This window comes from Flammeovirga pacifica (genome assembly GCF_000807855.2).
GTDB classification, from domain to species: domain Bacteria; phylum Bacteroidota; class Bacteroidia; order Cytophagales; family Flammeovirgaceae; genus Flammeovirga; species Flammeovirga pacifica.
Window position 1 is genome coordinate 700229 of the sequence record NZ_JRYR02000001.1, and the last position, 23507, is coordinate 723735.

19 protein-coding genes and 5 tRNA genes are annotated in these 23507 nt (G+C 32.4%); 12 read left to right on the forward strand and 12 right to left on the reverse strand.

Features of this window, described 5'->3' with window-relative positions; genetic code table 11:
• The first annotated feature begins 26 nt into the window (after window positions 1-26).
• From NH26_RS02835 to NH26_RS02845, 3 genes are all read left to right on the forward strand, one after another.
• The gene (locus tag NH26_RS02835) at window positions 27-1061 is read left to right on the forward strand and encodes an iron ABC transporter permease (RefSeq protein WP_044223946.1); all 1035 of its coding nucleotides are present in this window, start codon (window positions 27-29) and stop codon (window positions 1059-1061) included.
• Complete coding sequence (locus NH26_RS02840; RefSeq protein ID WP_052432028.1) at window positions 1058-2113, forward strand: ABC transporter ATP-binding protein; 1056 nt, start codon at window positions 1058-1060, stop codon at window positions 2111-2113. Before NH26_RS02835 ends, NH26_RS02840 begins: the two co-directional genes overlap by 4 nt.
• 104 nt (window positions 2114-2217) lie before the next feature.
• Entirely contained in the window at window positions 2218-4893 is a 2676-nt protein-coding gene (locus NH26_RS02845) for a SpoIIE family protein phosphatase (RefSeq protein ID WP_044223947.1), read from the forward strand.
• 147 nt (window positions 4894-5040) lie between these two features.
• Here NH26_RS02845 and dnaN read toward each other — a convergent pair whose 3' ends face one another.
• Together dnaN and trpS are read right to left on the reverse strand one after the other, a co-directional pair.
• The gene (gene dnaN / locus NH26_RS02850) at window positions 5041-6171 is read right to left on the reverse strand and encodes a DNA polymerase III subunit beta (protein WP_044223949.1); all 1131 of its coding nucleotides are present in this window, start codon (window positions 6169-6171) and stop codon (window positions 5041-5043) included.
• 20 nt (window positions 6172-6191) lie between these two features.
• A complete protein-coding gene (gene trpS / locus NH26_RS02855; RefSeq protein WP_044223950.1) occupies window positions 6192-7160 on the reverse strand; it encodes a tryptophan--tRNA ligase in 969 nt (322 codons plus the stop codon).
• A 308-nt stretch (window positions 7161-7468) separates the two neighbouring features.
• Between trpS and NH26_RS02860 the strand changes: the two genes are divergently transcribed.
• A complete protein-coding gene (locus NH26_RS02860) occupies window positions 7469-7984 on the forward strand; it encodes a gamma carbonic anhydrase family protein (RefSeq protein ID WP_044223952.1) in 516 nt (171 codons plus the stop codon).
• A gap of 46 nt (window positions 7985-8030) precedes the next feature.
• On the opposite strand, the gene NH26_RS02865 is transcribed toward NH26_RS02860, so the two are convergent.
• Entirely contained in the window at window positions 8031-8378 is a 348-nt protein-coding gene (locus tag NH26_RS02865; RefSeq protein WP_044223953.1) for a 4Fe-4S dicluster domain-containing protein, read from the reverse strand.
• 403 nt (window positions 8379-8781) lie between these two features.
• Here NH26_RS02865 and NH26_RS02870 point away from each other — a divergent pair, with 403 nt between their 5' ends.
• Window positions 8782-9705: a hypothetical protein gene (locus NH26_RS02870; RefSeq protein WP_044223954.1), complete on the forward strand. Its 924-nt coding sequence runs from the start codon at window positions 8782-8784 to the stop codon at window positions 9703-9705.
• A gap of 59 nt (window positions 9706-9764) precedes the next feature.
• The gene (locus NH26_RS25355) at window positions 9765-9938 is read left to right on the forward strand and encodes a hypothetical protein (RefSeq protein WP_158021871.1); all 174 of its coding nucleotides are present in this window, start codon (window positions 9765-9767) and stop codon (window positions 9936-9938) included.
• Between the two features lie 85 nt (window positions 9939-10023).
• Here the strand turns inward: NH26_RS25355 and NH26_RS02875 are convergent, their stop codons facing one another.
• A complete protein-coding gene (locus NH26_RS02875) occupies window positions 10024-10995 on the reverse strand; it encodes a DUF3078 domain-containing protein (protein WP_158021872.1) in 972 nt (323 codons plus the stop codon).
• A gap of 263 nt (window positions 10996-11258) precedes the next feature.
• Here NH26_RS02875 and NH26_RS02880 point away from each other — a divergent pair, with 263 nt between their 5' ends.
• Both NH26_RS02880 and NH26_RS02885 read left to right on the forward strand, forming a co-directional pair.
• On the forward strand, window positions 11259-11696 hold the full coding sequence (locus NH26_RS02880) for a thioredoxin family protein (protein ID WP_044223956.1): 438 nt from the start codon (window positions 11259-11261) through the stop codon (window positions 11694-11696).
• Between the two features lie 56 nt (window positions 11697-11752).
• Entirely contained in the window at window positions 11753-13879 is a 2127-nt protein-coding gene (locus NH26_RS02885) for a carboxy terminal-processing peptidase (protein WP_071397062.1), read from the forward strand.
• A gap of 124 nt (window positions 13880-14003) precedes the next feature.
• Here the strand turns inward: NH26_RS02885 and NH26_RS02890 are convergent.
• From NH26_RS02890 to NH26_RS02910, 5 genes are all read right to left on the reverse strand, one after another.
• Window positions 14004-14077 (reverse strand) — tRNA-Met (locus tag NH26_RS02890).
• A gap of 36 nt (window positions 14078-14113) precedes the next feature.
• Window positions 14114-14187: transfer RNA gene (locus tag NH26_RS02895), tRNA-Met, on the reverse strand.
• Window positions 14188-14223: 36 nt separating this feature from the next.
• Window positions 14224-14297: transfer RNA gene (locus NH26_RS02900), tRNA-Met, on the reverse strand.
• 36 nt (window positions 14298-14333) lie between these two features.
• A tRNA-Met gene (locus NH26_RS02905) sits at window positions 14334-14407 on the reverse strand.
• 36 nt (window positions 14408-14443) lie between these two features.
• Window positions 14444-14517: transfer RNA gene (locus NH26_RS02910), tRNA-Met, on the reverse strand.
• A 322-nt stretch (window positions 14518-14839) separates the two neighbouring features.
• Between NH26_RS02910 and NH26_RS02915 the strand changes: the two genes are divergently transcribed.
• From NH26_RS02915 to NH26_RS02930, 4 genes are all read left to right on the forward strand, one after another.
• Window positions 14840-15229: an START-like domain-containing protein gene (locus NH26_RS02915; RefSeq protein WP_044228843.1), complete on the forward strand. Its 390-nt coding sequence runs from the start codon at window positions 14840-14842 to the stop codon at window positions 15227-15229.
• A 53-nt stretch (window positions 15230-15282) separates the two neighbouring features.
• Complete coding sequence (mgtE, locus tag NH26_RS02920) at window positions 15283-16629, forward strand: magnesium transporter (protein WP_044228847.1); 1347 nt, start codon at window positions 15283-15285, stop codon at window positions 16627-16629.
• A gap of 68 nt (window positions 16630-16697) precedes the next feature.
• The gene (thiL, locus tag NH26_RS02925) at window positions 16698-17729 is read left to right on the forward strand and encodes a thiamine-phosphate kinase (protein ID WP_044228849.1); all 1032 of its coding nucleotides are present in this window, start codon (window positions 16698-16700) and stop codon (window positions 17727-17729) included.
• A gap of 3 nt (window positions 17730-17732) precedes the next feature.
• Entirely contained in the window at window positions 17733-18485 is a 753-nt protein-coding gene (locus NH26_RS02930; protein WP_044228853.1) for a YebC/PmpR family DNA-binding transcriptional regulator, read from the forward strand.
• Between the two features lie 212 nt (window positions 18486-18697).
• Here NH26_RS02930 and NH26_RS02935 read toward each other — a convergent pair whose 3' ends face one another.
• The 3 genes from NH26_RS02935 to NH26_RS02945 all read right to left on the reverse strand — a co-directional run bounded on the left by NH26_RS02935 (window position 18698) and on the right by NH26_RS02945 (window position 23464).
• Entirely contained in the window at window positions 18698-21094 is a 2397-nt protein-coding gene (locus tag NH26_RS02935; protein WP_044228856.1) for an efflux RND transporter permease subunit, read from the reverse strand.
• 48 nt (window positions 21095-21142) lie between these two features.
• Window positions 21143-21625 (reverse strand): 6,7-dimethyl-8-ribityllumazine synthase, encoded by a 483-nt coding sequence (ribH, locus tag NH26_RS02940; protein WP_044228859.1) that lies wholly within the window; start codon window positions 21623-21625, stop codon window positions 21143-21145.
• A gap of 141 nt (window positions 21626-21766) precedes the next feature.
• Window positions 21767-23464 carry a sodium:solute symporter gene (locus tag NH26_RS02945; RefSeq protein ID WP_044228862.1) on the reverse strand — a complete coding sequence of 566 codons (1698 nt, stop codon included), beginning with the start codon at window positions 23462-23464 and terminating at the stop codon, window positions 21767-21769.
• Between the last annotated feature and the right edge of the window lie 43 nt (window positions 23465-23507).

The following is a 23507-nucleotide window of genomic DNA, read 5'->3' on the forward strand; positions in this document are numbered from 1 at the left end:
TGAATTAAATAATTTATGTTCGCAGTATGATTGAGAAAACAAAGTCAATTCCCTTTAGAATAGCTTTCTTAGGATTAGCAATAATACCTTTTTTTTTACTGAATATCAGTATTGGTTCTTCCGAGATTTCATTGAGCAGTATCATTAATGCTGTGATACACCCATCAGAAGAAACTAATGGAATATATACAATTTTTTCTTTAATAAGGTTACCTAAGGCAATAGTTGCTGTTTTGGCAGGTGTCGCATTATCTATTAGTGGGTTATTAATGCAAGCTTTATTTAGGAACCCTATGGCAGGACCCTCTGTTTTAGGGATTAATTCTGGAGCCTCCTTAGGTGTTGCTTTTGTGTCATTATCGGCAGGTTTAGGTATCGGTACTTCTGCTTATTTACAATCTTATGGTGCTTGGCTTACTATTTTAGCTTCTTCTATCGGAGCAGGTTTAGTCATGATGATCATTTTGATTATAGCACATAATTTAAAAGATAATATAGCATTACTTATAGTTGGTATTATGGTCGGAGCATTAGCATCTTCTCTTGTAGGAGTAGCTCAATACTTTTCTAGCCCAGATGCTTTACAAGAATATATACTTTGGACTTTTGGCAGTTTAGGAGGTATAGTGTACGATCAGATTATCGTGATGATGATTATCATATTTGTAGGCATAATTATAAGTGTGACATTATGTAAATCAATGAACCTGATGATCCTTGGAGAACATTATGCAATATCAATGGGGTTGTCATTAAAAAGGTATCGTTTTTTAACTATTTTGGCTGCTAGTTTATTGGCAGGAAGTGTCACAGGATTCTGTGGTCCAATTGGTTTTATAGGCATTGCAGCCCCACACTTAGCAAGAGTATTGGTAAGAACATCAGATCATTTTAAATTACTCCCATTGTCAGCATTTATTGGAGCGATAGCAATGCTTGGTTGTGACACAATTTCTCATATTAGTGAGTCAGGAATAGTATTGCCAATAAACTCAATAACATCCTTGATTGGTGCTCCAATTGTTATTTTAGCCATGTTAAAAGGTAGAAAGTCATCATGATTACTTTAAAGATAAACGATTTAATTACAGGGTATCATCAAAAAAATAAGGAGAGCCATAAAGTAGGGCATTATCCCTCTTTAAGTTTATCATCAGGAGATTTTGTGGCCTTAATTGGACGCAATGGTATTGGTAAATCAACCTTATTAAAAACGTTGTCTGGAGACCTTGAGCCGTTAAGTGGTGAAGTGTTAATCGACGATCAATTAGTGCATCAGATGTCGAATGTTGATCGCTCTAAATTGATTAGTTTTGTATTACCTAATGTTCAATTAAATGGTAGATTAACAGCCAAAGAAGTAGTGATGTTAGGGCGTTATCCCTATATAAATTGGTGGGGAAAATCCTCTGAAAAGGATCTTCAGAAAGTAAATGAATCTCTTGATAATGTAAATGCATCACATCTTAAAGATCGGGACGTGAATACGTTGAGTGATGGAGAAAGGCAAAAGGTCATGATAGCAAGAGCTTTGGCACAAGATACTCCAATCATTTTTTTAGATGAATCTACAGCTCATTTAGATTTACCTAATAGAGTTGAAATATTTCAACTTTTGAAACAGATAGCACGAAAACAGAATAAAACTATCTTACTTTCGACGCATGAAATAGAAATGTGCCTACAAGTAGCAGATTATTTATGGTTGCTTCAGGAAAGTAAGTGTATATACGGAACTCCAGATGTTATTATAGCAAATAACAATATTAATGAGGTATTCAACTCTAATTTTGTTGGTTTTGATACTAAAAGTGGAGTTTTTAATTTTTGTTCATTTGAAAAAAGGTTTTCTTTTGGCATAAAATTAGACGTAAGTAAAGCAGATTATATAGGAAGTCAAGATTTAGAAGTTAGAGTTCATTGGCTACATAAAAAATTGATATCGGAGGGATGTGTGGAAAATGATAATCCGATGATCCATATTACTTTAAAGCTAGCTGATAATAAAGAACTTCTAGAATGGCACGTGAATAATACGGGTAAAGAAATGGTGTATCAAGATCATAATAGTCTTAATTTACTTTCCTTAATTACTGAAGACTTTAATATTTGATATTAAATACTTCAGTAATAATTGATACTATATTTAATCAAAAAGTTTATATTTGCTTAGTAGCGAATAAGATATTTACAATTTTTTAATATTTAGATCTCAGAATGGAGGTTAATAAACTATTTAACAAATTATTCTTTTTTACTCTGATTTTTTTTGTTCCATACTTAGCTATTGCGCAAAATCAGACCATTAAAGGGGTAGTTCTCGATGAGGACCACAATGGAGTATCATCTGCAGTTGTATATGTGGATGGCCAGAAAGTGTCAACCTCAAATCTTAAAGGGCAATTCACTTTTGAAACTGCTGATAAGAATAAGATCAAAAATATTAATGTAATAAAGACAGGGTATAAAATGCAGACTTGGGCCACTAATGGACCTAACAAGATTACTGTCTTATTATCCTATGCTCCAGTTTATATAGAAGGTACTGTATTAAAAGGTAAAAAGCCTCTTAAAAATAAATTGGTAAAAGTAAGTGGAGCCCCATTTACAGCCGTAAAAACAAATATTGATGGTAAATTTAAACTTAAAGTAAGCCGTAAATTTATTGTTAAAACTTCTACTGTTTTTCTTGTAGATGGAGAACCTGTTTCTTCTAGTCAATTCTTTTTTAGTAAACAGCTAAATAATGTAACGATAAATCTTCCAGAAGATAAAAACTCTCCAGAAAAACCAACAGTAATTGCTAAAAATTCAACAAAGACAAAATTAAAAGCAACTACACTAGTAGAAGAGAAAGAAGAAGATATTTTTTTAGATCCAATTTTAGTAGTTGTAGTCTATGATGAAGATATATCCCCAGCAGATTCATTATTGGTCAATGTAGATCAACAAGAATTTGTTACAGATAGAAATGGTGAATTTGAAGTTTATGCTGATTCGTTAAATGAGAATACACTAACTATAGATAACTATGAGATTGTGAAAACAAAATATGATTATGAAGATAATTATATGTTTGTTTACATCAGTAATAATGATGAAAACGGCGGTCTCAAACAAGAACCTAATATTGAGTATTCAGAAAACTTCCAAACAGTTTTCAATACGTTAGAAGCTGAAAAGCAAATATTACAAGAAACAGGAGTGAGTCTTAGAAAAGAGATTCAAAAGATTTCTGAAAAACTGGAAAAAGATCAAGATTCAAGAAAGAAAGAGGCGGCCTTAAAAGCATATCTAGAACGATTAACTACCTCATTGATTGAAAATGAATTGGCTTATGAAGATGCACAATTCAAAACAAATCAAATGATGGAAAGAATGAGGTCTCAGATAAATCAGCAGACAACAACGATTGAGCAGATCGAGATAGAAAAGGAGTCGGTTGAAAAGGAAAGAATGCTATATTTTATTATTGCAGCCATTTCATTAATCCTCATCTTTATTTTCTATAAGAACCTTCAGAAATTAAAAGAACAACGTGATGATCTTAGAGAGGTGACCGAAAGATTACAAGAAGCAAAAGATGATGTGATTAAATCACATGAAGAAATGCTTTCGGTAAAAGATATTGGTCAAAAATTCACCTCTCAATTAGATTTTGAGAATCATATGGTAGAACTTCAAGAGAGTGTAAATGAATTATTACCTTCATCAACATTTGGTATTGGAGTCTATAATAAATTAGAAAGACGTATTGAGTTTAGAAACCAAGTATCGGATTTGGGTGTTGAAACATTCTATTCAGAATCAATCGATAATCCTTATAGTCTTGCATCTTGGTGTTTTAATAATGAAGTAGAGTTGATTATCAACAATTTCGATACAGAAACAAATCTTTATATACCACAATCAAAAGAGAGTTTAAGTAGTAGAAACAAGTCGGTAATTTACATGCCATTAATAATTGATTCTAAAGCGATTGGAGTGATAACAATTCAGGCTGTCAATGAAAATCAATATGAAGAATTAAATGTTTCTACATTAAAGTCATTGGCTTCTTATGCATCAATTGCGGTATCCAATAATATTGCATTTAAAGAATTAAAGGAGAAAAATAAGAGTATTTACGATAGTATGCGTTATGCTAAGACTCTCCAAAATGCGATTTTACCTTCAGATAAAATATTAAAACAAAGCTTTAACGACTTATTCTTACTTTATAGATCTAAAGAATTAGTATCAGGAGATTTCTATTGGTACAAAGAAAAGAATGTTGATGGTAAAGTTAGGAAGTTAGTGGCAGTTGTTGATTGTACAGGACATGGTGTTCCAGGTGCATTTATGTCTATGATTGGTAATGCATTACTAAATGATATTACTAACACTAAGACAAAAATTCCTACAGTAGATATCCTCAATGCACTGAATGAAGGTGTACAAGATTCTCTAAGACAAGAAGAGTCTTTAAATGATGACGGTATGGATTTAGCTTTAATCAGTATTGAAGAAGGGGAGAATGATGAGATGGATATTGAATTTACTGGAGCAAAACGTCCATTATATGTTTATCATCAAGATCAGCATGAGTTAAACGTAATGAATGGAGATAATAAATCTATTGGTTATTCAACTCGTCGAGTAAAAGAATTTACATCTACGAAATTCAAATTAAAGAAAAACGATATCATTTATCTTACTTCTGATGGGTTTGTAGATCAAAATAATATTGGTAGAGAAAAAATTGGTTCATTGAAGTTGAAAAACTTACTCAGTAATAATGCTAACCTGTCAATGGATGAGCAAAAGAAATTACTAGAATCAACTTTAGATCAACACCAACAAGGAGGGGTGGAACAAAGAGACGACATTACAATAATGGGCTTGAAATTGTAAAGCTTCCTTTTCAAAAAGTAAAAAGGCTATCTCAAAATTTTGAGATAGCCTTTTTATTTGATCTATTTTTTAAGATGATTTCCTTAAACTATAATATTCCAATTAGTGAAAAAAGAATATTTAAAGACCTAAGTTGTTGAACTAAGGTTAGTAAGAAAAGTTATGTAACATGATAGGCATCACTAACATAAGAACATCTTCTGTTTCTGGTTGATCTTCAGGAACAATAAGACCTGCCATACCTGGCTCAGATAGTCTTAATGTTACACGATCAGAAGAAATATTGTTCAATATTTCGATTAAAAACTTAGCGTTAAAACCAATTTCTAAATCTTCACCATCATGTTCACAGAATAAACGTTCTTTAGCTTCATTAGAAAAGTCTAAATCTTCCGCAGAAACAAATAATTCATTGTCTTGAACCTTAAAACGAACTTGATTAGTTGTTTTGTTAGCGTAAATAACAATACGTTTTAAACAACCTAATAAAGCTTGACGATCAAGTGTTACTAAATTATTGTTGTTTAAAGGAATTACATTTTCATAATCTGGGAATCTCTCATCAATTAATCTAGAGATTAGACGCATTGTACCAAAAGTAAATACAGCATATTGCTCATTAAACTCTAAAGATACATTTGTTTCATCTGCAGGTAAGATATTCTTTAATTGAGTCAGTGCTTTTTTTCCTAAAATGATAGGTTGCATCATTCCAGAAACCTCAATGTCATTTCTTCTGTATCTAACTAAACGATGTGAATCTGTAGCTACAAAATCAGAATGCTCTTCAGTTAAATTAAAGAAGACGCCATTCATGTTTGGTTTCATGTCATCGCTACTCGTTGCGAATAGAGTAAATCCAATGGCATCTAATAAAGTAATAGAAGACATTGATAATGCACTTGACATATCAATATTTGGATTTGAAGGATAATCTTCAGCGTTTTCACCTGCTAATTTATATCTACCGTTATCAGAGGCGATTTCAATAGTGTAGGTGTCAAAATCAATAGAGAAAGTAACTGGTTGCTCTGGTAAGTTTTTCAGGGTATCAGTTAACATTCTTGCAGGAATAGCTACATTTCCATCAGAGTCTGCTTCAACATTAATTTCAGAAATAATTGTTGTATGCATGTCAGATGCAGTAATTCTTAGTAAACCACCTGAGATCTCGAAAAGGAAATTTTCAAGAATAGGCATAGATGGATTATTAGGAATGACCCCATTTAGCATCTGAATTTGCTTCAGAATGGTAGATGTTGAGGCTGTAAATTTCATTTTAAATCTATTTTTAAATATTAGTAACCAACAATTGTTCGAACTTCAGCTAATTTTTTGTGAGCAATTCGTCTTGCTTTTTCTTCACCTACGCTAAGTTCTTTTTCTAATTCGTCTAAATTAGACATATAATAATCAAACTTTTCTCTAGCAGTTTCATACCTATCCAAGATCAAGTTTAATAAGGCTGTTTTAGCATGACCATAACCATAGTTACCGCCTTCATAATTAGCTCTCATTTCAGCAATTTGCCCTTCAGAGGCCATTAATTTATATAAAGCAAAAACATTACAAGTATCAGGATTTTTAGGTTCTTCTAAAGGAGTAGAATCTGTTTGGATTCCCATTACTTGTTTTTTCAATTGTTTTTTAGGTAGAAAAATGTCAATCACATTTCCATATGATTTACTCATTTTACTGCCATCTGTACCAGGAATAGTCATCAATTGTTCATTGATAACAGCTTCTGGACTAACAAATGTTTCTCCGTAAGTTCTATTAAATGCAGAAGTAATATCTCTAGTAATTTCTAAATGTTGCTTCTGGTCTTTTCCAACAGGCACTTTTTCGGCATCATATAAAATGATATCACATGCCATTAATACAGGATATGTAAATAAACCTGCATTCACATCACTTAATTTGTCTGATTTATCTTTAAATGAATGGGCATTAGCCAACATTGGAAAAGGAGTAAGACAACTTAAATACCACGTTAATTCACAAACTTCAGGAATTTTAGATTGACGATAAAAGATATTCTTATTAGTATCGAAACCTAAAGAAAGCCAAGCAGCAGCAGTTGCATATACATTTTCTTTTCTAGTTTCTGCATCCTTTATGGTTGTCATAGAATGTAGATCAGCGATAAAGAAGAATGCTTCGTTGTCACTTGATTTTGATAGTTCGATAGCAGGTTCGATTGCACCTAGAACATTTCCTAAATGTTGTCTGCCAGAACTTTGTACTCCTGTTAGAATTCTTGCCATTATTGTGTTATCTGACTTGTCTAATTAGTTAAATTTTCAATCTGTAAAATTAATAAAAAAAAGTGTTTTCATGAATAAAAAAGATAGAGTTTAAAAAATTTAATGATTAAGTGATTTAAAACTCAAACGTATGAAAACAATATATGATAAGTAGCCTTTTATTAAGTCTTCTTAAAGAGCTTATAAGGATATAACTTAATTTTAAAGTCATTAAAAATTTACAAGTTTAGTGATGAAAAACATTGATTTAAACAGTAGGCATTAATTACATTGTGTAAAAATTAAATTCAAAAATTTATAAATGATATATGGCACTAATTAAAAAAGTAAAAGGAGTTGCTCCCGAAATTGGAGAGAATTGTTTCTTAGCAGAAAATTGTACTGTTGTAGGAGATGTTACAATGGGGAAAGATTGTAGTGTGTGGTTTAGTGCAGTTGTAAGAGGGGATGTAAATACTATCAAAATTGGAGATAAATGTAACATTCAAGATGGTGCGGTTATCCATGCTACTTATCAAACGTCTGCTACTACCTTAGGTAATAATGTTTCAATTGGTCATAATGCTTTAGTACATGGCTGTACTATTCATGATAATGTACTAGTAGGAATGGGAGCAATTGTTATGGATGATGCTGTAGTAGAAGAAAACGTTTTGATTGCAGCAGGAGCAGTAGTTTTACAAAATGCTAGATTAGAATCAGGATATTTATATGCTGGAATACCAGCCAAAAAGATTAAACCATTAGATGATAAATTAAAGGCTGTTTTTGAAAGAACGGCAAATAATTATGTGATGTACAGTAGTTGGTTTGATGAAGAATAAATAAAAAAGGGAAGCAATTTGCTTCCCTTTATTTTTTTTGCTTGACTTATTCGTCATGCAGCCATTCTTTTTTTGCTGTAAGTTCTTCTTCAGACTCTCTGTAGTCAGGATCGTCTACACAACAATCTACAGGACATACAGCAGCACACTGTGGTTCTTCATGGAAACCGATACATTCAGTACACTTATCAGGAACGATGTAATAGAACTCATCAGAAACAGGTTCTTGATCTGCATCTCCTTCAATAGAGGTACCATCTTCTAATTCAATAGAAGTTAAACTTGTGCCGTCACCCCAAGTCCATTCAACTCCACCTTCATAGATGGCAGTGTTTGGGCATTCTGGTTCACAAGCTCCACAGTTAATACATTCGTCGGTGATAATGATCGCCATATTGAAATTTTATGTTTTAAAAAGCGTCTTTTGGTTAGTGGTTCGCTAACGATATGAGACGTTTTGTTTGTTACACAACTAAACTAAGATCATGAATAAAAGTTTATTTTGATCTTCTACTTTTACAAAGGTGTATACTTAAATATAAAAAATCAATACCCTACCACAATAAGGGACTAAAAAAGTTGAATAAATCACTACTTTATTATCATTTATTATACAGATATAACTTTTAGTTATAAAGAGAACCTTGAAATAGTTCAATTGAGGTTTGTATTATTATTATAACGTGTTGTATTTATTTGTCAAAAATGAACTTCACAAGATAAATGTTTTAGAAAATTAAAAATTATAGGTATTATTAAATAAACGTTAAAATATTTATCAATTAAACTCTTATATAATGTACAAACTCATTAGATATGCCCTAATTTTCAGCTTATCAATCTTAGCTTTCTCTTGTGATGAATCAGAAGATGAAAATGAGTTCTTCAATACATCTCCGATTACTGGAGATTGTAGTTTGTCTTCTTATACTTATGTTCAAAGTCTAGATAGTGCGAGTGTTAATTTTAGATATATTGAAATCAATAAAGATTATGAATATACAGAATCGCAGTTAACGTCATATACATATGATTTAGAATACACTGTTCTTGATACGAATTACGTAAGACAAAGTCAAACTAGAGCTTACAAAATTGATTTCTCTTACAATTCAGACGGAACTTTTTCAAATGTTTCATCGGGAACAGAAGAGCTTTTAGAAATTGTTAATGTTGATGGTAGATTATATTCTTTAAAAGGATCTTCAACAACAGGTTCGACATTTGAACTAGTATTTGAATATGATGCCCAAAATAGAGTAGAATATATAGTAAACGCTGAAGATGTTTCTTCACCAAAAGAAGATATAGATTACTTAAAAATGACTTATAATGACATGGGTGATGTGTCTAAAATGGCATATATGGATGGTGATTTTGAAGCTGCCTACAACGAGTTTAGATATAATGATGAAATGAGAAACCCTACTCAAGGTATGGTATTTTATATCATCTCTATAATAGAAGCTGGTTCATATGATATTTATGGTGACCCAAGTAAACTTAGTAGCAGTATCAGTGAATTTTTCAGATTGTATCAATATAATCCTCAAAGAGAAGATTATGATTATACTGATTGGATTCCTAAAGATTACATCATGGAATTTAATTATGAAGTAAATGATAAAAACTACCCTGTTTCATCAAGTTACAAAGAAGATTATACAGATGTGATTCGTGAGACTTATAGCGAAACATTCTCGTACACTAATTGTCAATAATTGTAAATAAGTAGTTTAAGTGTTATATTTACAAATACACTTAAACTACTTTTCTAATTATGGAATTAATTATTGGCATTATTCTCATCTCAATGCCGATTCTTTTTGCTCTAGGTCTTTTGGGGTTTATGATGACAGGTCCGAAAGAAGAGCCTAAAATGAATCATTTAAATGTTGAAGATAAAGAAGAAAATCACCCTTCATTTGAAGTAAAAAAAACGATCGCAAGTTAATGCAATCGTTTTTTTTTGTCGTAATAGATTTAGATTGAGCTTAATATAATCTTTCATATGAATCATCCCATAAGGAGTGATTCAATTATTTTTTCTTCTCTTTTTTATCCTTTTTTTGGTGAAGCGTATAAACTATACCAATATTTAAGGCGTGTTTAAATTGAATAGCTTGACCTGTTGTGTTATCGTCTTTATTAACTTGAACGTCTGGATCGTAAATTAATTGTGTTCCAAAATTACATGATAACCAATTGTTGACTTTCATATCGATTAGTAAGTCCCAATTGACTACCCATTCGCCTAAACGATCATATTGTGCAAACATGTTATATGTAGATGTTAAAGCAACATTTTTAACGATTTCCTTTTTGATGCCAAGTTTAAAATTCATACCTGTTTGATCTCTAAATTTCTCTCCAGCATTTAAACCGTATTTTTCAGAGAAAACAGTATCAGCAACAAACGTCATTCTATTTGCCACAGGAGAGTAGGTAGCATAAATCCATTTAGCAGGAGTATAGGTAATACCAATGTTAGCATTTAAATAACCTGGAGCCATAAATGCTGAAATTTGAGTCTCCGTTTCTTGTTTAATAGTTTTACTAGGGTCCGAAGGGTCAGGAATATCTTCTGTTTTGTATTCATAACCTTTATCAAATTGAGACCTGAAGTCTATAGCAGCTGTAAACAAGAACTTTTTTTTCCATTTATAACTATAATCGAATCCAATGATTAATTGGTCATCGGTTTTTTTCATTGGAAAAGTAGATTCCGATTGATTGATCATACCATAAGCCATGTCAGTATGTATTCTTGTGATAGCATTATCGGTTTCTCTAGATAATTTATAAATAAATGTACCACCGAAAGAATATGAACTAGTACCACCACCGGCCCAGTTCACTAGACCTACATTAGAAAGATTGGCACCAATTTTACCTTCTTTCTTCCATGGACCTTGTGGTTTAACTGCTGTAGAATCTTGAGCGAAAAGGTTTGATGTTGCAAAAGTGAAACTTGAAATCAAGCAAATGAATAGGATTTTCTGGATTTTCATTAAGGTTTTATTTTTGGAATTTTTTGTTTTCAGTGTAAACATGTGAAAAAAAATTAAAAAATAAAATGTATTTCATGAATGATTCCTTTTTGTAATTCATTATATCTACAAATAATTCTTTTTTTACGGATATAATAGGTTAAATGAATCTTAAAAAGATTTTATCCGTACTATTAAAGAGTGACTATTTTTTATTATTTTTGATATAAGACCCATTTCGATTTTAATATCAATGGAGTAAAGTCATTACTTATTCTTATCATATGAAATATTTATTATCCCTATTCATCATAACTCTTTTTTCATTTAGTTTTACTGCCAAAGAAATTATCGAATGGAAAAATATTAATACAGCTATAGATCAATCTGATAAAGATGATAAGCCAATTTTTGTAGATGTTTATACAGATTGGTGCGGTTGGTGTAAAGTTTTAGATAAAAAAACATTTCAACATGATGAAGTTGTTGAGTATGTAAACGAGCATTACCATGCTGTAAAATTAAATCCTGAAAAAGAAGGTTCATTTTCATTTAAAGGAAAAGATTATACCTATGATGAATACATGAAAAAGCATGAGATCAATAGTTATCCAGCTATCATTGTATTACATCCAGATGGTAAAGAAAAAGTTTTTATGGGTTATAGAGACTCAAAAAGCTTCTTAGAAATATTGAAAAAGTATAAAAAACAAGTGGATTAATTCGTAATTCAATATTTCTCTATATATTAGTATATCATAGATTAAATTAATTATATATGTCAAAAAGAAAAAAGGCACTTTTCTTACCTGTGCTACTTGTAGGGTTGGGGTTATTTGGATTTTCAATTTTAGCTAGAATTGATGCACCCGAAAATAGCAATAAGAATATCATTAAGAGAAGTCTGATTTTTACAGCTTTAGAAAGAATACACTATAATTCTATAGAGATAGACGATACTTTTAGTAAAAATGCTTTTCAACAATACTTAAAGATATTAGATCCTAATAAAAGGTATTTTTTAAACTCTGATATAAAAAAGTTTGCAAAATCTGAGGATAAACTAGATGATGAGGTAATCAATAGCGGAGAAACAGATCTTTATGAGTTATCTGTAAAAGTTTTTGATGAAAGAAGAGAAGAAGTAAAAAAGATTACTGAAGAGATTCTTGCCAAACCTTTCGATTTTAACAAAAAAGAAACTATTCAGTTTGATGCTGATGAAATGAAGTTTCCAAAAAATGAGAAAGAACGTTATACTCGTTGGAGAAAAACATTAAAATATGCTGCTCTTTTAAGAATGAACTCTAAGCTAAAAGCGGAAGAAAGTAAAAAGAAAGATGCAGAGGAAAAAGGAGAAGAGTACAAGGCAACTTCTTACGACGAAATTGAAGCTGATGTAAGAGAAAAAGTTCTTTCTAACTATAGAGATGTATTTGATTACATGGAAAAGCAAGATGAAGAAGATCATTATGCTAATTACCTAAATTCAATGATTTCTATTTATGGCCCACATACAGAATATTTTGCGCCAGAAAAGAAAGAACAATTTGATACCGAAATCTCAGGTCATTTTGAAGGAATTGGAGCACGTCTTCAACAAACAGGAGGAGAAGTGAAAGTAGTGAATATTATTACTGGATCAGCTTCTTGGAAACAAGGCGATTTAGAAGCAAATGATATCATCCTTAAAGTTGCTCAAGCTGAAGAAGAGCCTGTTGATATCAGCTCTATGTCTTTAAAAAATGCTATTAAGTTAATCAAAGGACCAAAAGGAACGGAAGTTAGATTAACAGTAAGAAAGCCAGATGGTAGAATTACTGTTGTTCCAATTATTCGTGATGTGGTTGTCATCGAAGAATCTTATGCAAAATCAGCAATTATTGTTGATGAAAATTCTGGCAAAAAGATTGGTTTAATTGACTTACCAAGCTTCTATGTTGATTTCAATGATAGAAATGGTAGAAACTGTGGAAACGATATTAAGCAAGAGATCATCAAATTAAAAAATCAAAATGTTGATGGTATCGTTTTCGATTTAAGAAATAATGGTGGTGGTTCTTTAGGGGATGCTGTTCAAATTGTAGGTCATTTTGTTGGTAAATCACCTGTAGTACAAGTGAAATCAAAAGGAGCTGGCCAAAAAACTTTAAAACCTGAGGACAATAATATTCTATATGATGGTCCATTAGTAGTAATGATCAATAGAATGTCCGCTTCGGCATCAGAAATTGTTTCAGCTGCCTTACAAGATCATGGTAGAGCTGTTATTTTAGGTTCTAGATCTTTTGGTAAAGGTACCGTTCAAAGATTTATTGATTTAGATAGAATGACTAGATCGGAAGATTTAAAACCATTAGGTTCTTTAAAATTAACGATCCAAAAATTCTATAGAATTAATGGTGAAGCCACTCAAGTAGATGGTGTAACTCCAGACTTATTATTGCCTGATACTTATGGTTATTTAAAAGTAGGAGAAGAGGATCTTCCTTTTGTTCTTCCTCATGATAGCATTGAAAAGGCAAAATACAATATGTGGGCTGAGCAATTACCAATAGCAGATCTTAAGGCTAAATCAGAAGTTCGTGTGGAAAAAGATAAAGTTTTCCAAATCATCGAAGCCAATGCGAAACGTCTGAAACGTCAAGAAGAAAAGAAATTCTTTACATTAAATTTAGAGGAGTTTAAAGCTGAGCAAAAGAAATTAGACGAAGAGTCTAAGAAGCTTAGAGAAGCTGAATCTGTTCATGAAGAATTTGATGTAAAAGTAATGAAAGATCATTACCCATCTTCGAAACCTGATTCTGTAATTCAAAAATCAGAAAGCAAATGGGCTGAAATCATCCAAAAAGATGCTTACATTAAGGAAGCAACAATGATTATTTCTGATATGATGATTCAATAAGAATTGAGTATAAAAAATAAAAAGGCCTGTTACATTGATAGATGTAGCAGGCCTTTTTTTGTCATTACCTTAACTATTATAAATAAAAAAAGGTTGTCTTAATGAAAAGACAACCTAATTATTGTAGCGAGAACGAGAGTTGAACTCGTGACCTCCGGGTTATGAATCCGACGCTCTAACCAACTGAGCTACCTCGCCGAGTCGTGCGGACAAATGCACTTATTTAAGTCATCGTAGCGAGAACGAGAGTTGAACTCGTGCCCTCCGGGTTATGAATCCGACGCTCTAACCAACTGCGCTACCACGCCAAGTAGTGCGGACAAATGCACTTATTGATGTCATCGTAGCGAGAACGAGAGTTGAACTCGTGCCCTCCGGGTTATGAATCCGACGCTCTAACCAACTGCGCTACCACGCCAAGTAGTGCGGACAAATGCACTTATTGATGTCATCGTAGCGAGAACGAGAGTTGAACTCGTGCCCTCCGGGTTATGAATCCGACGCTCTAACCAACTGCGCTACCACGCCAAGTAGTGCGGACAAATGCACTTATTTAAGTCATTGTAGCGAGAACGAGAGTTGAACTCGTGACCTCCGGGTTATGAATCCGACGCTCTAACCAACTGAGCTACCTCGCCATTTCGGTGTGCAAATATGGGGTGATTATTCTAAAAAAGCAACATTCAAAAACCTTAAATTTTTAAATTATTGTAAAGAGCTTTATAAGTCATTAATCTTGAAGTAAATAAAAGTGCACTTTGAAATACAAAATTAGTATGTTTTGATATAAATCTATTTAAACCAGCATAAAATGAAGATGAATCTATTTTTCCTTTCATAAAAAGGAGAAGTGTTTGAAAATTATTCTTTATTATCTGTTTTAGGGTTGTTACTTAATGACATTTTTAGGATAATTGTAAACCATAAAAATATCATCTAATATATACCTAATATCGAGTTATGGCAAAATTCAAATATCAAGCAGAATATGAGTTTAGGGTACCATTACATAAGCTATACCCTTATTTTATCATGCCTAATTTATTGAAAGATTGGTTTGCTGATAAAGTTATTGAAGACGCTGAACAAAAGACGATTACTTTTGATTGGGGGAATGACCATAAAGTGGGAAAAATAGCGGTTAGAAGACAAAATCAGCATATTAAGTTTGTATTTAAAAGTGATGAAGAAGAAAAAGCTTCTTATTTAGATTTTAAATTTGAATTTAGTGAATTAGCACAATCATCTTTTATCACTGTAACAGACTTTTCGGATATGGATGATATTGATGAGTTGAAAGAATTGTGGGATGAGTTTTTTGGTCGCCTACATGAAATAATAGGTGGCTAATTAAAGATTGAATAGAGAAAATCTATTTCGATCGATAACAGAAGAAGGAATATATGTCATTTGAATTTTCAAATAAATATTTAAAACAATTAACTCGTGCTGTTGAGCAAAATGAAGATGAGTATATCATTAATGAATTTGATGGTATGCACTCTGCAGATATATCAACAGTAATGGAGGGGCTTAATGCCGAGGATTGTAAATATATTTTAGAATTACTTCACCCAGAAGTAGGTGCTGATGTAATTTCTGAGATAGAGGATGATACAAGAAATAATTTCTTAACCTTATTTACTCCACAAGAGTTGTCCAAATATATGGACAATACTGACTCTGATGATGCGGCCGATATTCTTAACGATATGCCTGTTAAGGTAAGAGAAGAGGTATTGGCAAGTATGAATAATAATGAAAAGGTGCAATATATTATTGATCTTTTACATTATGAGGAAGATTGTGCAGGTGGGTTAATGGCCAAAGAATTAGTGAAGGCCAATATTAATTGGAACGTTTCTCAATGTATTGAAGAAGTAAGACGACAAGGGCAAAATGTAGATAAAATTTACACTGTTTATGTGGTTGATGATCATGATATCCTTTTAGGAAGAATATCAATGAAGAAACTTCTTATTGCAAATGATGACACTAAAGTGTCGGATTTGTATGAGCCAGAGATTGTGAAGATATATTCCTACCTCGATGAAGAAGAAGTGGCTGATATCATGCAGCACTATGATTTAGAGGTTATTCCTGTAATTAATGTCCAAGGACGTTTATTGGGCAGAATTACAATTGATGATGTTGTCGATGTAATTACTGAACAGGCAGAAAAGGATCAACAGGCCATGTCTGGTTTATCCGAAGATGTAGAAGAAACGGATAGTTTGATTGCAATGGCAAGGGCAAGATTGCCTTGGTTAATTGTTGGAATGTCTGGTGGTCTTTTAGGAGCAAATTTCTTAGGAGGATTTGAAGAAGAGTTAAGTAGAATTCCTGCCATGGCTTTCTTTATTCCTCTAATCACAGCTACAGGAGGTAATGTAGGTATTCAATCCTCTACTATTGTCGTACAGAGTTTAGCAAGTGGTGGCTTCCAAGGGTCTTCTTTTAATCGTTACTTAAGAGTTTTAGTAATTGCCATTTTAAATGGTTTGACTTTAGCTTTATTAGTATATGGTTTCAATATGATCTTTTCCGATAATCATCAATTAGCGTTAGTGGTATCCTTTGCTTTATTCAGTGTAATTATGATTGCCTCCTTTATGGGGACAATAACACCTTTAGTATTAAGTAAATTCGGAATAAATCCAGCTTTAGCCTCAGGGCCATTTATCACTACATGTAATGACCTTATTGGTCTTGGTGTTTATTTCATGGTAGCTAAAGCACTGCTTCATTAATTGTAAATGACGGCTACTTATTTCAAGAAAAAATTACTTATTCCAATTCAGGTTTATACCTTTGTAATATGTCAGAAAAAAATAGAACAGAAGTAGATCAACTAGGAGAGTTTGGTCTTATTGAGCGTATATCAAAAGACGTTGAAATTAATCATCCAACTACTATCAAAGGTATTGGTGATGATGCAGCAGTTATTGATTGTGGAGAGGATTATATGGTGGTATCTACCGATATGTTATTGGAAGGTATACATTTTGATTTGAGTTTTATGCCATTACAGCATTTAGGTTACAAAGCCATTGCTGTTAATGTTTCAGATATTGCGGCAATGAATGCATTGCCAGAACAAGTTACAGTTAGTATTGCGATTACTAATAGATTCTCAGTAGAGGCTATTGATATGATATATCAAGGTATTAAAGCAGCTTGTAAAAATTATAATGTTGATTTAGTAGGAGGAGATACAACTTCTTCTCGAGCAGGGTTAGTAATTTCTGTTTCAGTTACTGGTAGAGTAGCAAAAGATAAAATCGTTTACAGATCGGGAGCTAAGAAAGGTGATATTCTTTGTTTATCGGGTGATATTGGTGGTGCTTACATGGGACTTCAAGTATTATTAAGAGAAAAGAAAGTTTATGAAGCCAATCCAGAAATGCAACCTAAATTAGATGATTATGAATACATCGTAGGCCGTCAGCTAAGACCTGAGGCCAGAACAGATGTGATTCATGATTTGAAAGAAATTGGTATTGTACCTACTTCTATGATTGATGTTTCTGATGGAGTAGCATCAGAGATTATGCACCTTTGTAAGGCATCTGGAGTTGGAGCGGCTATCTATGAGCAAAAACTACCAGTAGACCAAAGAACATTTGATGCTTGCCACGAGTTTAAAATTCCATCTGTTACACCTGGATTGAACGGCGGAGAAGATTATGAACTTCTATTTACTATTGATCAAGAAGATTTCAAAAAAGTAGAAAAGAACCCTAATATTTATTTCATTGGATATATAGATGAAGCTGAAAATGGTGCTAGAATGGTTACAGTAGGTGATCAGGTAGTTCCTATTTCTGCACAAGGATTCAAACATTTCTAATTTATGGCAGGACATAGTAAATGGGCCAATATAAAACATAGAAAAGGAGCTCAAGATAAAAAGCGAAATAAGTTATTTACAAAGTTAGGTAGGGAAATAACAGTAGCGGCTAAAGAAGGCGGTGCTGACCCAGAAATGAACCCAAGGTTGCGTCTTGCAATACAAAATGCCAAAGGTTCTAATATGCCTAAAGACACTATAGAAAGAGCCATAAAGAAAACTCAAGGTAATGATGATATTACTTTTGAGGAGTTAACTTACGAGGGCTATTCTAAAGGTGGTATCGCTATTTATGTAGAATGTAGTACGGATAATACAAGACGTACAGTACAGAATGTAAAGAGTTATTTTGCAAAACTTGAAGGTTCTTTAGCAAAGAACGGTTCTCTTGAATTCCTTTTTGATAGAAAAGGAGTGTTTACTTTTGAAATCTCTGAAGAGTGGGATAAAGAAGACCTAGAGTTAGAACTTATTGATGCTGGAGCAGATGAAATTGAATTTGAGGATAACTTAGTTCAAGTATTATCTGCAATGGAGGATTTTGGTACAGTCAATAAAAAGTTAGAAGAACTGAATATTGAAGTGTCAAGTGCGAATCTTCAACGTATACCTCATACCACTAAAGAAGTAGATAATGATACTTTTGATTTGGTCATGAAATTAATCGATAGACTAGAAGATGACGATGATGTTCAACAAGTATTTCATGATCTTGAAATGACTGAAGATCAAGCAGAACGTCACTTTTTAGAATAAAATCTTAGATTTGATAAGTCTAATAAACACCTCATGAAATAAAAATTTGTGAGGTGTTTTTTTGTGTCAAAAACAAACAGTTTCAATCATCCAATTTTGACTAAATATTAGATCTAATTTAGATCATGAACTTATAAATGCAGTATAGAAATAAAAAAAACTCCTGAGAAATAATCACTTCTCAGGAGTTTTTTAATGGAGTAATTTATCAATTACTTTTTATTGACATTGATTCTATGTAAATCAATTTCTTCATCTTCATCTTCAAAGTAGAATGCATCTGTACCTTCAATTACAGGTTGCATTGCATCTTTGTTGACATCAAATGTATATAATAAACAAGGCAATAATGTAAGGTTAGTACTCATGGCAACAATTAATGTGACAGAGGTAAGTAAACCTAACGCTTGAGTTGCTCCAAAAGTAGATCCCATAAATATGGCAAAACCACAGAACAATACAATTGATGTATAAAGCATCGATGCTCCTGTTTCTCTCAGCGCCATGATAATGGCACGTTTCATATCATAGTTATGCAAGATGATCTCTTGTCGATATTTTGCTAAGAAGTGAATCGAATCATCTACAGAAATACCAAAGGCAATAGAGAATACAATGGCAGTACTTGGTTTAAGTGGAATTCCCAAGAATCCCATCATTCCCAATGTAAACAATAAAGGAATCATATTCGGAATTAACGAAATAACGATAATTCTAAGGTTGCCAAATAATGTACCCATGATAATTGCAATTAGTATAAAGGCAATTACCATACTTTGTTTCAAGTTCTTAATCAAGAAATCATTTCCTTTGATAAAAATGAGTGTCGAACCTGTAACCGTTGCTTCTATATCCGTTTTTCCTTGGATTTCTTTTAATTTAGGACGAATCACATTATCCACCAATTCATCCATTTTTAATGATCCAACATCAGCCATAGATGTGGTTAAACGAATGTATCTTCCGGTAGAATCCATCATGGCATTGGCCATTTTTGACGTTTCACTATCAGTACTATTTCTAGCATACTTCATAATGTAAGTCATTTCACTTCTAGATGGAATTTTGAAATACGCAGAGTCTCCACCATGGAAAGATTGATTTGCGGCTTTCAAGAATGTAGTCATAGAAATAGGAGGAGACACTTCATCTAATGATCCGATGAATTCTTGCATCTCATCTATTTTCTCTAAATATCCTTTTTTCATATACCCTTTTTTACGTTGGGTATCAATAAGGATTTCTAAAGGCATTACACCACTGAACTCACTTTCAAAAAACTTTAAATCTTGTTTTACATGGTAATCTTCAGGAAGATCATCTACCATATAAGACTCAGCAGTTACTTTATACGAGCCATAGATAGACAAAGCTATCATTGCAGCAGTAAAGAAATAAACTACTTTTCTATAATGTAAAACTAGAATTTCTAACTGATGGATTAACCAATTAGTTGGCTTAAATTCTAGATGTTTTAAGTGTCTTACATCTGGGGCAGGTAAATAAGAAAATACAATTGGAATAAAGGTAATAGAAATGATAAAAGTGACAGCAATGTTAATTCCTGCTACAATACCGAATTCCATCATGGCTTTAATACCTGTTGTAATCAATACCATAAATCCAATAGCTGTAGTTGTATTTGTAATTAAAGTAACTACACCTATTTTTTTAATAATAAGTCCAAGAGCATCTACTTTTGATAATCCATTGGCATAAGCCTGATGGTATTTATTGAGTAGATATATACAGTTCGGAATACCTATTACCACCAGAACAGGCGGAAGTAAACCAGTAAGAATAGTAATTTCATAATTGAATAAGGATAGGGTACCCATAATCCATACAATCACAATTACAATTACTAAAAGAGGGTAGAATACAGGAGAAAAAGATCTAAAGAAAAGGAACAATACCAAGGCTACTACACCAATTGATATGCCCAAAAAGATCATTGTTTCACTCTTTACTTTACTAGCCATAATAGAACGAACATATGGCATACCTGCATAGTACAGTTGGATATCAGCTTCTTTTGAAAAAACTTCCGCTTTTTCTTCCAACTTCATCATTACAGCAGTTCTGTTTTTGGAGTTCAATACTACTGGGTCCATATTAATGACCATAGCTGTAGCGCCTCCTTTAGAGATTAATCTATTTTCATAGGCTTTAATCTCTTTCACTTTAGATAGGATACTATCTAATTCTGCTTGCGACGTAGGTTTCTTTTTGAAAAATTGCTCAATTTCAAATTTTTGATCTTGCCTGTTGGCAATCAAGTTAGGAACATCAGCGATAGAAAGTACATTTGTGATACCTTCCAACTCTCTAATCTCCTCACATAAATCAATAAACTTATTGAAATTTTCTAACTGAAATAATTTGGGGTCTTTCACACCGATGACAAAAGAAGAAGCATCTTCACCGAACTTCTCTTGAAAATCGTTAAAAGCAATCATATCAGGATCGTCATCAGGTATAATTCTGATGTATTGATAAGACCACTTTACATCTTTGGCTTGATACCCCATAAATACTGTAGTCAATGCAATGACTACTAAAATTGGAATACGGTTACCAAGTATAAAACTTGCAATTTTTTTCCACATAAGTACAGAACAAAAAAAGTGAGGGAAACCCCTCACTATTATATTTTTTTATTGATTGAAACCTAACATTTTAATGGCCGCAACTGCAGCCTCAACTCCTTTGTTTCCATGCTTACCACCAGCACGGTCAAAAGCTTGTTGTTCTGTATTTGGTGTTAAAAGACCAAATACAACAGGCTTATTGTATTTTAAAGATACATTAGTTACACCATGTGCAACAGCATCACAAATAAAATCAAAGTGTTTTGTTTCTCCTTGAATCACACAACCTAAACAAATAACAGCATCAACTTCTTCGATTTGAGCCATTAATTGAGCTCCAAAAGTTAATTCAAATGCACCAGGAACATCTTCTCTATAAATATTTCTTTCAGAAGCACCTTCTTTAAGAAGAGTTTCTACTACTGCACCATGTAACGAATCTGTAATCTTTGGATTGTATTCAGAAACTACAATAGCAAATTTTTTATTAGAGATGTCTATATTTTTCTTCTTAGAATATTCACTAAGACTTTTTAAAGCAGTGGCCATTTTTTGATAATTTTTAAATATAAATTTACAAGCTTACAAAGTTATCAAATTTTATGGCTTATAATAATGTCTTTCAGAAATTATATGACCAAAAATTCAAATAATTGTAAGCTTGTAAAATAACTTAAATTACCTTTTAAATTAATCCAATTTTTCTAATTTTTTTTGAGGTTGAATTAATTGAATGATGTAAGCGATGATAATCACTGATAGACAACCAATCACATTGAACCATAAATAGGGCACTTCTGTGAATTTAAATAGATAAATGATGATTCCTTCAGAAATTAATCCGCCAATGAAAGTGGCATTTGATCCAATTTTTTTGAAAAAGAAAGCAATCATAAAAACTCCAAGAATTACACCATATACTAGAGAACCCAAAATATTTACCGCTTCAATTAATGATCCTAATTGATTCGCAAAAGTGGCAAACAGAATGGCGTAAATACCCCAGCCAATACTTACTAATTTAGATACTTTTAAGTAATGCTTTTCATCGGCCTCTGGTTTTATCATCCTTTTATAAATGTCAATGATAGAAGTAGAAGCCAAAGCATTAATTTCAGAAGAAGTAGAAGACATACTTGCCGATAAGATCACTGCTATGAGTAAACCAATTAACCCTGCAGGTAAATAATTAATGACAAAGCTTAGGAAAATGTAATTGGTATCTTTAGTATCGATACTTTCATCAGTTGCAGCAATTTTGGAAATGATTTCAGCTTTTTGACTTTCGACTAATTCGTTACTATTGATCAATTGATTTTTAGTTGAATTGATTAGTCCATCATTACCGTTATTCAAAGCATCAGCGTAAGCAATAGCTGCTTTTTGTCTTTCTTTTTGAACCTGTTGATAATCTGATTCGTATTTTGAAAAGTTCTCTACTTTATTTTTAGCATCCTCTAAAGCTACTTTATTAAATAGAACAGGAGAGGTTTGGAATAGATAGAAAACATAGACCATTGCACCAATGAATAAGATCAAAAACTGCATTGGAATTTTGATCATACCATTAAACAGAAGTGCCAATCTACTTTGTGCAATTGATGCTCCACTTAAATAACGTTGTACTTGTGATTGATCAGTGCCAAAGTATGACATGGCTAAAAAGAAGCCTCCAATTAAACCAGACCATACATTGTATTTTGAAGTGGGATCAAATTTAAAGTCAATTGCATTTAATTTTCCTGATGCTCCAGCAATATGCAAAGCATTATTAAATGAGATGGAATCCGGCATCATGACCACTACAAGAATACCAGCTAACAGCATGCCTATAAATATTACTGCCATTTGTAGCTTTTGTGTTTGGTTTACTGCTTTTGTACCACCAATAACAGTATATGCGGTTACAATCACACCAATACCAATATTTGTATAATTGATGTTCCAACCCATTAAGGAAGATAAAATTAGGGAAGGAGCGAAGATGGTAAAACCTGCAGCTAAACCTCTTTGTGTTAAGAAGAGAATTGCAGCGAGTGTTCTTGTTTTAAGGTCAAACCTTTTCTCTAAATACTCATATGCCGTATAGACATTCATTTTATGATAAATGGGGACGACAACTATAGAGAGCACCACCATGGCTAAAGGTAAACCAAAGTAAAACTGAACAAAACGCATCCCATCAACAAATGCTTGTCCTGGAGCAGATAAAAAAGTAATTGCACTTGCCTGTGTAGCCATAATTGATAAGGCTACTGTAAACCATTTTGCTTCTTTGTTTCCAAGAAGATAGCTATTCATGTCTTTTTGAGCACGTGTTTTCCAAATGCCGTAGATAACAATAAAAGCTAAAGTACCCGTAAGTACGATCCAATCTATATAACTCACAATAGTTTAGTTAAATGCGTTAGAAAACCAAGAAAATAAGGTA